13 protein-coding genes are annotated in these 13,450 nt (G+C 71.8%); 8 read left to right on the forward strand and 5 right to left on the reverse strand.

What is annotated here, in order from left to right; translation table 11 throughout:
* Positions 1-31: 31 nt before the first annotated feature.
* The gene (locus tag AC3IF3_RS26085; RefSeq protein WP_489230844.1) at positions 32-376 is read left to right on the forward strand and encodes a DUF1330 domain-containing protein; all 345 of its coding nucleotides are present in this window, start codon (positions 32-34) and stop codon (positions 374-376) included.
* 228 nt (positions 377-604) lie between these two features.
* Here AC3IF3_RS26085 and AC3IF3_RS26090 read toward each other — a convergent pair whose 3' ends face one another.
* Positions 605-1,234 carry a TetR/AcrR family transcriptional regulator gene (locus AC3IF3_RS26090; RefSeq protein WP_243969258.1) on the reverse strand — a complete coding sequence of 210 codons (630 nt, stop codon included), beginning with the start codon at positions 1,232-1,234 and terminating at the stop codon, positions 605-607.
* A gap of 163 nt (positions 1,235-1,397) precedes the next feature.
* Here AC3IF3_RS26090 and AC3IF3_RS26095 point away from each other — a divergent pair, with 163 nt between their 5' ends.
* Positions 1,398-2,168, forward strand: coding sequence for an SDR family NAD(P)-dependent oxidoreductase (locus tag AC3IF3_RS26095; RefSeq protein ID WP_489230845.1), 771 nt, complete (start codon positions 1,398-1,400; stop codon positions 2,166-2,168).
* Positions 2,169-2,247: 79 nt separating this feature from the next.
* Here AC3IF3_RS26095 and AC3IF3_RS26100 read toward each other — a convergent pair whose 3' ends face one another.
* Complete coding sequence (locus AC3IF3_RS26100) at positions 2,248-2,445, reverse strand: hypothetical protein (protein WP_012318739.1); 198 nt, start codon at positions 2,443-2,445, stop codon at positions 2,248-2,250.
* A gap of 233 nt (positions 2,446-2,678) precedes the next feature.
* Positions 2,679-3,188 (reverse strand): ferritin-like domain-containing protein, encoded by a 510-nt coding sequence (locus AC3IF3_RS26105; RefSeq protein WP_489218898.1) that lies wholly within the window; start codon positions 3,186-3,188, stop codon positions 2,679-2,681.
* A 364-nt stretch (positions 3,189-3,552) separates the two neighbouring features.
* Between AC3IF3_RS26105 and AC3IF3_RS26110 the strand changes: the two genes are divergently transcribed.
* Entirely contained in the window at positions 3,553-5,256 is a 1,704-nt protein-coding gene (locus tag AC3IF3_RS26110; RefSeq protein ID WP_489230847.1) for a hypothetical protein, read from the forward strand.
* 69 nt (positions 5,257-5,325) lie between these two features.
* On the opposite strand, the gene AC3IF3_RS26115 is transcribed toward AC3IF3_RS26110, so the two are convergent.
* Positions 5,326-5,928, reverse strand: a complete 603-nt coding sequence (locus AC3IF3_RS26115; protein WP_489230849.1) for a PAS domain-containing protein — start codon at positions 5,926-5,928, stop codon at positions 5,326-5,328.
* A 462-nt stretch (positions 5,929-6,390) separates the two neighbouring features.
* On the opposite strand from AC3IF3_RS26115, the gene AC3IF3_RS26120 reads away from it, so the two are divergent.
* Positions 6,391-6,933 (forward strand): hypothetical protein, encoded by a 543-nt coding sequence (locus AC3IF3_RS26120; protein WP_489230850.1) that lies wholly within the window; start codon positions 6,391-6,393, stop codon positions 6,931-6,933.
* Between the two features lie 24 nt (positions 6,934-6,957).
* Here AC3IF3_RS26120 and AC3IF3_RS26125 read toward each other — a convergent pair whose 3' ends face one another.
* The gene (locus tag AC3IF3_RS26125; RefSeq protein ID WP_489230851.1) at positions 6,958-10,434 is read right to left on the reverse strand and encodes a PAS domain S-box protein; all 3,477 of its coding nucleotides are present in this window, start codon (positions 10,432-10,434) and stop codon (positions 6,958-6,960) included.
* 328 nt (positions 10,435-10,762) lie between these two features.
* On the opposite strand from AC3IF3_RS26125, the gene AC3IF3_RS26130 reads away from it, so the two are divergent.
* From AC3IF3_RS26130 to AC3IF3_RS26145, 4 genes are all read left to right on the forward strand, one after another.
* Positions 10,763-11,011 carry a hypothetical protein gene (locus tag AC3IF3_RS26130; protein WP_243969271.1) on the forward strand — a complete coding sequence of 83 codons (249 nt, stop codon included), beginning with the start codon at positions 10,763-10,765 and terminating at the stop codon, positions 11,009-11,011.
* Positions 11,012-11,188: 177 nt separating this feature from the next.
* Positions 11,189-11,518: a hypothetical protein gene (locus AC3IF3_RS26135; protein ID WP_489218902.1), complete on the forward strand. Its 330-nt coding sequence runs from the start codon at positions 11,189-11,191 to the stop codon at positions 11,516-11,518.
* 131 nt (positions 11,519-11,649) lie between these two features.
* Positions 11,650-12,540 (forward strand): LysR family transcriptional regulator, encoded by an 891-nt coding sequence (locus tag AC3IF3_RS26140; protein WP_243969275.1) that lies wholly within the window; start codon positions 11,650-11,652, stop codon positions 12,538-12,540.
* 130 nt (positions 12,541-12,670) lie between these two features.
* On the forward strand, positions 12,671-13,441 hold the full coding sequence (locus tag AC3IF3_RS26145; protein ID WP_243969276.1) for an HpcH/HpaI aldolase family protein: 771 nt from the start codon (positions 12,671-12,673) through the stop codon (positions 13,439-13,441).
* The last annotated feature ends 9 nt before the right edge of the window (positions 13,442-13,450 follow it).

Below are 13,450 nucleotides of genomic sequence, written 5' to 3' on the forward strand. Positions count from 1 at the left end.
CCACTTCGCACCCGAGCGAGGAGGCGCCGGCATGACGAAGGGCTACTGGATTGCGCGTGTCGATGTCCGCGACGCGGAGGCCTACAAGGACTATGTGGCGGCCAACGGTGCCGCCTTCGCCAAGTTCGGCGGCCGCTTCCTCGTGCGCGGGGGCGCCCACGAGGCGGTGATGGGCCAGGCCCGGTCGCGCAACGTGGTGATCGAGTTCCCGAGCTACGAAGACGCCCTCGCCTGCTGGAACTCCGACCTCTACCAGGCCGCCAAGGCCAAGCAGCGCGGCGGCGTCGAGGCCGAGATCCTGGTGATCGAGGGCTATGACGGCCCGCAGCCGAGCGCCTCCGAGCCGGCGCCGGAAGCCGGGGCGGCCTCCGAGTAGACGTGCCGCTGGAGCGCCGGTCTGACGGCGCGATCGCCGGCGCGTGACGCTTTTGACGGACGTGTATCCCGATCTTCTCCTTATCCCGAGGTGCTGCGAAGCAGCCTCGGAGAGGCGTCCCGGGATCGCCCGGTAGGGAGAACGCCGTGCCAAGGCAGCGCCTCGGCGGGCCTTCGCGGCAGCGGAAGCAGGCCGGGCGCCGTCGGAACAGGATTCGCGTCCGGCGCGCTACGGTCGGGGTGCCGTCGGCGCCAGGCTCCGCAGCAGGAACGCCGTCATGGCCTCCACGGGCGGCACCGGCTGAAGCATCGACGTCCCGACCAGCACCGGATGCGTGTAGCGGGCGATCGCGGCGTGGATGCAGGCCGCCGCCAGAGCCGGGTCCGCGGCCTCGAACGCGCCGCGCGCCACGCCGTCGCGGATGATGCGCTCGAACCCGGCGGTGATCCGGGCGACGTGGTGGCGGCAGACCTCCCAGCTCTCCGCCATTGCCGCCTCGATCATCTCGTGCAGCCGGGGGAACGCCTCGCAGCGGCGGGTGCAGTCGCGGTGCAGGGTCTCGATCGCCGCCACGAGCCGCGCGGTGGCGTCGAGGCCCGGCCGGTCGGCGATCTCCGAGATCAGCGCCTCGACCTCGCCGATCAGGCGCTCCAGCACCGCCTCGTTGATCGCCTTCTTCGACTCGAAGAAGCGGTAGACGTTGGCCGGACTCATCTTCAGCGTCCGGGCGATGTCGGCCACCGTCGTCTTCTGGTAGCCGATCTCGCGGAAATACGCGTCCGCCGCCGTGAGGATGCGGCTGCGCGTGTCGGGCGCGCACTCCTCCGCGACCAGTTGGATCGTGTCATCGACGGACATGGGTCCTCAGTAGGCCATGCGGACGCGGAGCGTCAAAGAGAGGGCGCGACGCGGGTTCCCCCGCGCGGCGCCTGCGGCCGGTGGGCGCGTGCGGAACCGGGTCCGGCGGCGCCCATTGCCCCGGCATCCGGCCGCGACCGCGGCGCGCCTGCGAGGAAGCACGATGACCCTGACCGATACCCGTGCCCTGATCACCGGAGCCGATTCCGGGATCGGGCAGGCGACCGCGGAGCTGTTCGCCCGCGAAGGCGCCGACGTGGCGATCACCTACCACACCGACGAGGCCGGTATCCGCGAGACCGCCGCCCGGGTCGAAGCCGCCGGTCGCCGGGCGCTGGTGCTCCAGCTCGATGTCGGCGATCCGGCCGCCGTCACGGCCGCCTTCGACCGGATCGGCAGCGAGTTCGGCACCCTCGACGTGCTGGTGGCCAATGCCGGGCAGGCGATGAGCGGCGTGCCGGTCGCCGAGATGGACGACGGGTTGCTGGAGCGGATCCTGCGGGTGAACCTGATGGGGCCGCTGTTCTGCGCGCGCCCGTTCATCAAGATGCGCCGGGCACAGGGCGGCAACGGCAAGATCGTGTTCGTCTCCTCCGTGGCCCAGCACCTGCCGACCCCGGAGAGCGCCCCCTACGGCATGTCGAAGGCGGGGCTCGGCTCCCTGTGCCGGTCCCTGTCGCGGGAACTCGCCGAGGACCGGATCAACGTCAACAACGTCGCCCCCGGCCTGATCGAGACCCCGATGACCGCCGACCGCTTCGAGAGGACGGAGGTGCTCGACCGGTCCCTGGAGCGGATCCCGTGGCACCGGGCCGGCCAGCCGGAGGAGATCGCCCGGGCGATCCTCTACCTCGCCTCCGACGCGTCCGATTACGTCACCGGCCACACTCTCGTGGTCGATGGCGGGCTGACGATGCAATGGGGCGGGGCCTAAAACGACGCGAGGCGCCGGACCCGGGTCCGGCGCCTCGTACGCTGAGCGGGCTCGGCGGGGGACGGCCCCCGCCCGGGCCCTACGAGCCGAACTGCGAGCCCAGCCGCTCGAGGTATTCCGCGAGGTCGACGCCGCCGACCCGCTTGCCGTAATCGAAGCGCATCCCCTGGCGGATGTCGACGCTGGCATCCCGGGTCGTCAGGGTGAAGGGCCGGACGCAGACCCAGGCTCCGTCGCGGCGGTGCTCGAAGTAGCCGAGGATCTCGTGCTTGGCCATAACCTGTCCTCCGGAACCGTGTTTGGAGACATAACGGTCACACCCGCCACAGGTTCGCCCGCCGGGACTGTTTTTCGTGTCCGGATCGGCGGATATCGCGTGTCCGGAAACCGGAAGGCCCTCGGGGGCGGTCCGGCCTGATCTCGCCTGAGCTTGGCCATGACTGGCCGAACGCTCGCGGCTCGGCTGGTTCCGTCACGGGCGGTCTGGTCGCGGATCCCGCCGGAAGCCCCCTACCGGTCGGCCTTCGCGCCGGCGGTGGTGAGCTTGATGTAGCGCTCGGTGGTCGGCCCGATCAGCGAGCGCACCGCCGCGGCCATGCCCTCTTCCTCCTTCAGCGATTGCTGGAAGGCCGTCCGATGGCCCTGCTGGCCGGCCGCGTCGCCGATCACGAGCAGCGACTCGTAGGCCGCGATCTCGAAGTTCTCGAAGGCGTGGTTGGCGTAGGTGTTCTTCAGGATCTCGTCCTGGGCCGGCGCGTGGCCGAGGGCCATCATGTTGCCCACGAAGCCCAGAAACCCCTCCTTGAGGGCCGAGGGGCTCTCGGACAGGCTCTGGAGCGCCTCTTCCAGGCGCTGGCGCTGGCCGTGCGTCTCGGCGATGTGGCGGCGCAGGGCCTGCTCCATCTCCGGATAATGCTCCAGGCGCTCGACCTGGCGCTCCATGATCTGGAGCGCCTGCATCTCGACGGCATGGGTGTTCTTGAGGGCGGTGACGTAGATCTCGTGCGTGTCGGTGGCCATGGCCGATACCTTTGTTAAGCTGCGGGATTTGAGGCCCGTACAACCAGAGAACGCAGGCTCGGCACGGCCAAGTTCCCTGCGGCCCGTTCCCATCCGGGTCGCCGGCCCGCTTCGGCCCGGCGCGGTGGTGAGCGGGGGGCGCCGCGCCGGGCCGAACCAACGAATTCGTGTGACGACAAGGGGTTAGCGACCGTGGCGGCGGCGCCACAGCGCGTCGGAACCGGTCGCCGGCCGGCGTTTTCCCCCGCCTCCGGGGTACCCCGCGGGGAAACGTCATGCGAGCGTCGTAAGCCACATCCCACAACCTCGGGCTGTTCGCCGCGGATCCCGCCCGGGGATCCCCGACCCCGTTGGGTGAGGACCGATGCTGCGCCTGAACCTGCCGAGCGCCCGCGCCACCGCGGCGGCGACCGGTCTCGCCCTCGGTCTCACGGCCGGTCTCGGAGCCGGTCCGGCCCGGGCCCAGACCGTCGCCGAGATGGCCGCGCGCATGGACGCGATGCAGCGCCAGATGCTGTCCATGCAGCAGGAACTCGCCGCCCTGCGCCGGCAGTCCGGCGCGCAGAGGGCGGCGCTCGCCGGCGAGACCCGGGAGCGCCGGGTCCTGTCGCGGGATCAGGCCCGCCTCGCCGCCCGGACCGAGCACCAGCAGCGCGTCGCGCAGGCGGGCGGTCCCGGCGGGGCCCGGCCGGGGGTGAGCGAGCACACGCCGGTGATCCTCGCCAACGACCTCGTCTGCAACGCCGGCAGCTACGCGCTCGGGCCGGCGATCTGCTTCACCCCAGGGGGCTTCGTCGAGCTGGCCGGGATCTTCCGCAACCCCAACACGGTCTCGGACACCGCCACCGACTTCAACGGCATCCCGTTCCGCAACAGCCCCCAGTCCCGCGAGAGCGAGTTCCGCTTCTCCGCCCGGCAGAGCCGGCTGAGCGGGCTGTTCACCGCCCGGGTCGAGCCGACGCTCCAGATCTCGGGCTATTACGAGATCGACTTCCTGGCGGCCGGCACCACCTCGAATTCGCGCGAGAGCAACAGCTACACGCCCCGCGTCCGGCAGATTTTTACAACTGTCGACGCCCTCGATAGCGGCTGGCACGTGCTCGCCGGCCAGGCCTGGAGCCTGGTCACCACGGACCTGTCGGGCATCACGCCGCTCAAGGAGCAGATCCCGCTCACCATCGACGCCCAGTACGTGCCGGGCTTCAATTGGACCCGCAACCCGCAGGTGCGCGTCGTCAAGGACATCGCCCCGGGCCTGTGGGCCGGCCTGTCGGCGGAATCGCCCCAGAGCGTCCTGCCGCCGAGCCCCTTCGCGGCGCCCAGCCTCGTCAACGTCAACAACACCGGCGACGCGGCCGGCCTGCTCAACAATTCCACCACCTACTCGAACAGCAGCATCCCCGACCTCATCGGCAAGCTCGCCATCGAGCCGGGCTTCGGGCATTTCGAGCTGAAGGGGCTGGTGCGCTTCTTCGACGACCGGCTGAGCCCCACCACCCTCACCACCGCGACCCGTCTCCCCGGCCACTCCGACACCGCGGTGGGCTACGGCATCGGCGGCGCCGCGACCCTGCCGGTGATCGACAAGCGCCTCGATCTCCAGGTCAGCGGCCTCGTCGGCCAGGGCATCGGCCGCTACGGCTCCGCGCAGCTGCCCGACTTCGCCCTGAAGGCCGACGGCTCGATCGCGCCGGTCCCGGCCTTCCAGCTGCTCGCCGGCGCGGTCGCCCACGTCCAGCCGGGCACCGACGTCTACCTCTATGCCGGCTGGGAGCACGCGTCCCGGGCGGGCGCGCCGAACGCCACGGGCTACGGATCGCCCACTTTGGTGGTGACGGGCTGCGACGTCGAGGGGGCGGCGAGCGGGACCTGCCAGGCGGAGACCCGGGACATCCGCCAGATCACCGGCGGCTTCTGGCACGACCTGTACAAGGGCGGCTACGGCCGCCTCGTGGCGGGCGCCCAGGTCTCCTACACCGAGCGCGACGCGTTCCGGGGCGCCTTCGGGATCGCCCCCTCCAACCACCTCGTCACCGGCCTGACCTCCCTGCGCTACTACCCGTTCTGAGCGCCGGGGCGGCCCTTCCGACCGAGGGCGCCGCGCATCGCGACGCGGCGCCGGGACCCGCGGGCCCGGTCAGTGCAGCGCGGGGTCGTGCGCGATCCGCTGCCGCGCCGCCAGGTGCCGGCCGATCTCCAGCAGCAGGGTCTCGGTCAGCGCCTGCATGCCTGCGTCGTCGAGCTGCGAGACCGCGTTGTGCAGCGACAGGCACAGGTCCGCGGTCCGGTTGAGGGCGTCGTCGATGCTGGCGCCGTCGCGCTGGGCGAAGGCGGTGCCGGCGGACTTGCTGTCCGAGATCTCGACGATCACCCCCCGGCCCGTGGTCGGCTGGCCGGCCTCGTCCAGGTAGAAATGCCCGCGGGTGAACACCCATCGCAGCCGACCCGCCGGCGAGCAGACGCGGTACTCGGCCGCGTAGGAGCCGCCGGACTCGACGCAATCCAGGATCACCTGCGCGATGTGCGCCTTGTCGTCCGGATGGACCGCCTCCAGGATCTCCGCGAGGCTGACCCCGGCGCGCGACCGCGCGGGGCTGATGTTGAACAGCAGGGCGCTGACCGGATCGGCGCGCGCATCGTCCCTGGCGATGTCCCAGGTCCAGAAGCCGACGCCGCCGGAGGCCTGGAGGGCCGCACAGAGCGCCGCCTCCGACACGACATCGTCCGCCGCCTGGTCCATCTGAACTGTCCCTCGCTGGTCGGGGCGGTCCTGCGCCGTGTCGCCCCGTGCCCGTGGCCGTCTCAACTGGAAGTCGATGATCGAGAAAGGCCGGTCTGCCAATAAGCGCCTCTCACAAAACGCCTGCGCCGCCGGCTTCCCCTCCGGCGAGACCGCGCGCCCCGCGGTGGCGGGTGCGAGCCGTCGCGGGCGACACGTCCATGGCAAGGCTTTGCCGACGCGCCGTTCTTCGTGGGTAGAGTGCGGCCCCGATCGTGGCCCGGACGGGTCGAGAACGCCTTACGGCAACGCTTGCGCCTGTCCATCCTCCGCAATCGCTACTGAGGCGTGGCCATATTATTATTGCTTACCGTGGGTTCATGAACCCGCAGCCCGCAGACGGATATTCTAAACGCAAATTAGTTGTAGGGAAGCTGCCGATTTGGCGCTATGTGATAGCGTCCACCCAGCTCGGAGACTAGGATGCGCCGTCTAGCACTCGAATCCGCAGTGCTGTCCCTCCTGGCGTCTACGGTCGTCTTCCCGGCCACCTGCTACGGCAAGCCGAAGCAGGTCAGGTTGCCGATGCTGGAGGTGCCCAATGATCTCGGCATCATCCTCAACAAGCCCAATTTCGGCAGCCGCTCGACGCTGCTGCGGGCGCCGGTCGAGTTGTCGGACGCCAATGACCGGCGGGTCCTGGCGCGGGAACAGCTGATGTGGCAGCGCCTCAACGGCTCCCTCTGCACCGGCTGCGGCGAGACCCAGGTCGTGCGCAAGGTCAATTACGTGGATCCGGTCGCCGTCCTGAACGCGAAGCCCGCCGCCGCGCCGGAAAGGGCCGTGGCCCGGTACGCGGCCGTGCCGCCGCGGATCGCCCGCGTCCGTCTTGCCCACCGGCAGCACCGCAATTCGCGGCTGTACGCCTATTACAGCAGGCTGCGCTACGCCGTGCTGAAGTGGCGGCGGCACCACCACCGCCGACGAGTCCGGGCCGTCCAGCACAATCCGGCATCGCCCGCATAGCCACGCGACGCCGCGCGGGCGGGATCAGGCCGCCCGCAGGGCCTCGATCTCGGCGATCGTGACCGCCGTGCGGTCCCGGAGCGTGCCGAGCATCGGGGCGACATCCGCCCCCGACTGGCAGGCCGCCTCGACGGCCCGGCAGGTCTCGGCCAGCGCCGCGAAGCCCACCATGCTGGCCGCCGACACCATCGCGTGGGCGTCCAGCATGAGCCGGTCGCGGCTCGTCTCGGGCGCGGCGGTGCCGAACCGCTGGGACAGCTCCTTGGCAAGCATCGCGAGCAGATCGTTCATCCGCGCCCGGCCGATCATCTGGGTCATCTCGTCGAGGACGGCGCGGTCGATCGTGCCGCCGGGGGACGGCGGCTCCGCGGGCCGGTCGGTCCAGCGGTCGATCGCGGCGAGCAGCGTCTGCGCGCGGAACGGCTTGCCGACATGGTCGTCGAACCCGGCCGCACGCAGCTCGGCCACCTGCTCCGGCAGGACGTTGGCCGTCATCGCCACGATCGGGACGCGGCCCGGTGCATCGCCGAGCGCGCGGATCCGCCGGGTCGCCGCGATCCCGTCCATCACCGGCATCTGCACGTCCATCAGGACGAGGTCGTAGGGCCGGGCCTGGACCGCCGAAACCGCGGCGACGCCGTCGCCCACCACGTCCACCGCGTGCCCGGCCCGTTCCAGGATCGTCCGGGCGAGTTCCTGGTTCAGCGGCACGTCCTCGGCGAGGAGCAGGCGCTTGCCGGTCGCGCTGAGACGGGCCGAGGCGGAGGCCGCCGCGGGCGCCGCCGGGGCGGTCTCGGGCAGCGCGGCCTCGAACCAGAAGGTCGAGCCGCGCCCCACCGTGCTCGCGACGCCGATCGTCCCGCCCATCAGCTCGACCAGCGACTTGGAGATGGCGAGGCCCAGGCCGGTCCCGCCGTACTCGCGGCTGATCGAGCCGTCGACCTGCGAGAACCGCCGGAACAGCCGGTCGCACTTGTCCGCCGGGATGCCGATCCCGGTATCGTCGATCTCGAAGCGCAGGGTCGGCGCGCCGGCCCCGCCGCCGGGGCCGGCCAGGACCCGCAGGCCGATGTGTCCCGCCGGGGTGAACTTCACGGCGTTGTTGAGCAGGTTGAGGAGAACCTGGCGCAGGCGATCCTCGTCGCCCTCGAGCCAGGCCGGCAGGCCCGGCGTCCAGGTGATGGTGAGGGCGAGGCCCTTGCGCTCGGCCGACGGGCGCACGATCGAGACCGCGTTGTCGATGAGCGCTTCGAGGGCGAAGGGCCGGGGTACGATCTCGACCTGCCCGGCCTCGACCTTCGAGTAGTCGAGGACGTCGTTCACCACCGTCAGGAGCGCCGCCCCCGCGGTGCGGATGTGGTCGGCGTGCCGGCGCGCCACCGGTCCGAGGTCCGTCTCGTCGAGGAGCAGGTCGGCGTAGCCGATCACGCCGTTCAGCGGCGTGCGGATCTCGTGGCTCATGGCCGCCAGGAACTCGCTCTTGGCCGCGCTCGCCCGCTCCGCCTCCAGGCGCGCGGCGTCGGCCGCGGCCTTGGCGGCGAGGAGCGCCGCCTCGGCGGCCTTGCGGGCGGTGACGTCGATGTTGAGGCCCATCATCCGCCGCGTCCGGCCGTCCGGCCCGGGGGCCCCGCGCCCGACGCCGTTGATCCAGCGCACGCCCCCCTCCGCGGTCGGGACCTGGAACTCGATCGAGAAGGTCTCCCCCGTCTCCGCGGCCGCGGCGGCGGTCCGCAGGGCGCACTCCCCGTCCCGGCGATCGATCAGGCTGAGCCAGGTCTGCGCGTCGAGCCCGTAATCCCGGTCGGTCTCGATGCCGTGCAGGCGCGCGCTCTCCGCCGACCAGTCGATCCGGCCGGTGTCGAGGTCGAGGTGCCAGGTGCCCGCCTTGGCGGCCTGCTGGGCCAGATGCAGCAGGCTGCTCGCCTCCTCGACCTCGCGGCGCGCCGTCACGATCTCGTCGATGTCGAGGGCGGTGCCGAGCATCCCGACCATCGTCTCCCCGTGCCAGATCGGCAGGAGCACGAGCTTGTGCCAGCGATAGGCGCCGTCGTGCCGCTGAAGCCGCCCCTCGACCTCGTAGGCGGTCCGCCGTTCGCGCGCCGCGCACCACAGCTGCTCCATCCGCTCCGCGTCCTCGGGATGGTTGCGGGCGATCCGCGCGGCCCGCGACGGGCCGATCGGGCCGTAATAATCCTCGAAGCGCCGGTTGACGTAGGTCGCCTCCCCGGTCCCCGTGCCGGCGATCCAGACGAGCTGCGGCAGCGCGTCCGCCAGCGCCCGGTAGCGCGCCTCGCTCAGGCGCAGGGCGTCCTCCGCGGCCTTGCGGCCGCTCACGTCGCGCAGGGTGGCGACGTAGCCATCCGCCTGGCCCGTCACCCCGTCATGGGTCAGGCTGAAGGAGATCTCCAGCCAGACCCAGTGGCCGTCCCGGTGCCGGTAGCGCTGGCAGGTCAGGGCCTGTTCGGTGCGGCCGCTGGTCAGGCCGTCGAGGACGGCGCGGTAGGCCGCGACGTCGTCGGGATGGACGTCGGCGAGGGGCTGCGTCCCGATCAGCGCCTCCGGATCGTAGCCGAGGACGGCGCGCACGGCGGGGGAGACGTAGCGGCGGCAGGTGCTCAGGTCGGACCAGATGATGATGTCGGTGGCGTTCTCAGCGAGCAGCCGGTAGCGGCGCTCGCTCTCCTCCATCGCGCCCTCGGCGATCCGGTTCTGCGTCACGTCGCTGAAGGTCAGGACCGCGCCGCCATCGGCGAGGGGCGAGCGGCGGACCTCCAGGGTGATCCCGGTGGGCAGGCGCCAGTCGAACAGCGGCGGGAGCGCCCGCAGGTCGCGGCCGACCAGCCCGAGCCGCAGGTCGGATTCCGCCGCCGCGAAGTCGCCCCGGGCGCGCTGGTAGGCGTGGATGTCCGGGAAGGCGACGCCGGCGCGCAGCACGTCGCCCGGCAGGTCGAGCAGCTCCGCGGCGGCGCGGTTGAACACGCGGACCCGCTGCTCGGCATCGAGCACGACGAGGCCCTGGTCCATGCTGTCCAGCGTCCCGTGCAGGAGCCGGTCGGTTTCGTGGGCGCGCCGCTCGGACCGGACGAGGTCGCTCACGTCGAGGAGCATGCCGTGCAGGGCGACGAGCGTGCCGTCGGGTCCGAATTCGGGCACGCCCTGGATGATCGCGTCGAGGTGCGAGCCGTCCGGACGCATGATGCGGGCCCGTGCCTGATAGGGGCTCGCCGGCCGGTTTCCGGACAGGATCCCCTCGACCCGCGCGGTCACGGCGGCGCGGTCGTCCGGATGGTAGCAGGCGAAATGGTCTTCGAAGGCGAGGTCGCGCGCCTCCGGCGCCCCGAGCAGGCGCGCGAGCCCCGCCGACCGGGTCACCCGGCGGCTGAGCGGATCGAGGCGCCACTGGCCGAATCCGGCGGCTCCGTCCCAGGGGGCCGGCTCGCCCGTGGCCGGGGACGCGGCGGGGCTCGGCGGCGCGACCGGGGAAGGCGCGTCTGTCTGCATCGGCGCTCGCGGATCCGTTCGACCGGCGCGAACCGCGCCCCGAAGCACCGACGGCGGTGCTGAGACGGCAGCTTTCTCACCCGATGGTTGCGGAATCCTTGCCGCGACACCTGCGGCATTCGCGCCGGCCGCTCCGGCACCCTTCGTCATCCCGCCCCATCCAGGCTGTGGGCGCCCCGTCGGCCCCCCGTCGGCCCCGAACACGGCCGGGCCGGTGGGAACCATCCGGGCCGCAAGCGGCTTCCTCGCCGACCCGTGGGAGAATCTGCTCCCGCCAACGGTCTCGAGGAAACGCCTGCCCTCACCGGCGGCGAGAGAGGACACCCCCTTGCGCACCACGATCATCACCGCTGCACTGATCGCCGTCTTCGGCAGTGCCGTCGCCCTGCCGGCCTCGGCCGCGCCGATCGGGCCCGGCGCCGCCGCTGCCCCCGCCGACATGGTCACCCATGTTCAGATGGACCGGATGGAGCACCGCATGATGCACCGCCGCATGGAGCGCCGGATGATGCGCCACCGGATGGAGCGTCACATGATGCGCCGCGACATGCGCCACCGCATGATGCACCGGATGTGAGGCCGATCCGCCGCGGGGCCTGCCCCGCGGCGGCACTGCACGGGTTGGCCGTCCGGCCTCCGAACCGCCCGCCTGCCGCGTATCGGCGGGTGCCGCCCGCCCCGATCTCACGGCCAAGCCTATCGAACCATTCCCGGTGCGATGCGTTTCACGCCACCGGAAGAAGGATCTGGAACAATGAAGGCGCTTCTGACAGCGGCCGCGGTGAGCCTCGGTATCCTGGGCGTGGTCGGCCCGGTCTCGGCGCAGCCCCGTCCCGATTACGAGGATTACGGCGATCGCGGCCGCGACCGCGTCTATCGGGATCGCGGCGAGGACGAGTACCGGGATCGCGGCTATCGCGACCGGGACGAGTATCGCGGGCGCGCCACCTTCGAGTTCGACGAGCGCGAGTACCTGCGCTGCAATCCGGATGTCCGCCGCGCCATCGCCAACGGCCAGATGGAATCCGGGGCCGCGCATTACCGCACGTTCGGGCGTCGGGAAGGCCGCCGGCTGAGCTGCTGACCGGACGGCGTGTCGTGGCCGTGCCGAATCCACCGGTACACGGCCTGACCTGACTGGACGTCGCCGCGGGGACGCGGCGGTGGCCACGGATTATGCTCCCGGCCCGCATCGCGGCGCGCACCGGAGCCCCCATGTTCGACTTCAGCCAGCTCCGGTGCTTCGCGGCCGTCGCGGAGGAGCTGCATTTCGGACGCGCGGCGGCCCGCCTGAACATGACGCAGCCGCCCCTGTCGCGGCAGATCCAGGTGCTGGAACGGATCCTCGACGTCCGGCTCCTGGAGCGCACGAGCCGTTCCGTCCGGCTGACCGCGGCCGGGCGCAGCTTCCTTCCCGAGGCGCAGCGGATCCTGCGCCTCGCCGAGGCCGCGACCCATGTGACCCGGCAGGTCGCGGCGGGACGCGCGGGCGTCCTGAAGCTCGGCTTCACGGCGGCCTCGGCCTACGACGTCCTGCCCTGCCTCGTCTCCGCGGTCCGGCGGACGCTGCCGGACGTCACCCTCGCCCTGCGCGAGATGGTGAGCAAGGATCAGATCGCGGATCTGCTGGCCGGCCGCATCGACGCCGCGCTGGTGCGTCCGCCGGTGACGCATCCGGACCTGACCGCGATCCGGGTCCTGGCCGAGCCCCTGGTGGTCGCGCTGCCGGCGGCCCATCCCCTGGCGCCGCGCGACCGGCTCAGTCCCGGCGATCTCGGTGGCGCGGCGCTGATCGGCTACGCGCCGAACGAGGCGCGCTACTTCCACGATCTCACCCGCGACCTGCTCGTCGAGACCGGGATCCAGCCGCGGATCGTCCAGCAGCTGACGCAGATCCACTCGATCCTGGCCCTGGTCCGGGCCGCGGTGGGGATCGCCCTGGTCCCGGCGGCGGCCGAGCGCCTGCGCTTCGCGGATGTGGTGTTCCGCCCGCTCGCGCTGTCCGCGCCGCGGCCGGTCGAATTGCTCCTGGCCTGGCGGCGCGATGCGGACGATCCCCTGATCGCGCAGCTGGTCTCGATCCTGTCGGACATGCCGGCCGGCTGATCCCAACGGGCGCATCGATGCCGCGCTCGCATCGATCGATCCAGCCTTTGGCTTTGACCTCGGGGCGGAAGGCTGCGCCTGATGGCACCGGACGGCGCGCAGACGCCCGGTGCCCAGGGAGGGACTCGCGATGGACAGCCTCACCAACCGCTTCAAGGCGGCGCTCGCCGAGGGGCGCCAGCAGATCGGCCTGTGGTGCAGCCTCGCCAGCCCGATCTCCACGGAGATCGTCGCCGGGGCCGGGTTCGACTGGCTGCTCCTCGACATGGAGCACTCGGCCAACGACCTGCGGGACATCTACGCCCAGCTCCAGGCGATGATGGAGGGCCCCACCCACCCGATGGTGCGGGTGCCGAGCGATGATCCGATCACCATCAAGCGCATCCTGGATGCCGGCGCGCAGTCGCTGATGATCCCCAATATCGACGATGCCGAACAGGCCCGGCGGGTGGTCGCGGCGACGCGCTACGCCCCCCGGGGCATCCGCGGCTTCTCGCAGGCGCCCCGCGCCGCCCGGTTCGGCCGCATTCCCGATTACCACACCCGCTGCGAGGCCGAGATCTTCGTGGCGGTGCAGGTCGAATCGCGCCGTGCCCTGGACAATCTGGACGCGATCGCCGCGGTCGAGGGCGTGGACGGGGTGTTCATCGGCCCCGGCGACCTCTCCACAAGCCTCGGCTATCTCGGCCAGCAGGGTCACCCCGAGGTGGTCCGCACCATCGAGGACGCGGTCGCCCGGATCGGGAAGGCCGGCAAGCAGGCCGGGATCCTGACCCCGAGCGAGGAGCTGGCCAAGCGCTACATCGCCGCCGGCACCCGGTTCACCGCGGTGGGGTCCGATATGGGGCTGCTCGCCCGCAACGCCGAGGCTTTGGCCGGGCGTTTTCGGACGCCAAGTTGAGGGGATGGC

The sequence above is a fragment of the Methylobacterium sp. J-118 genome, assembly GCF_057836565.1.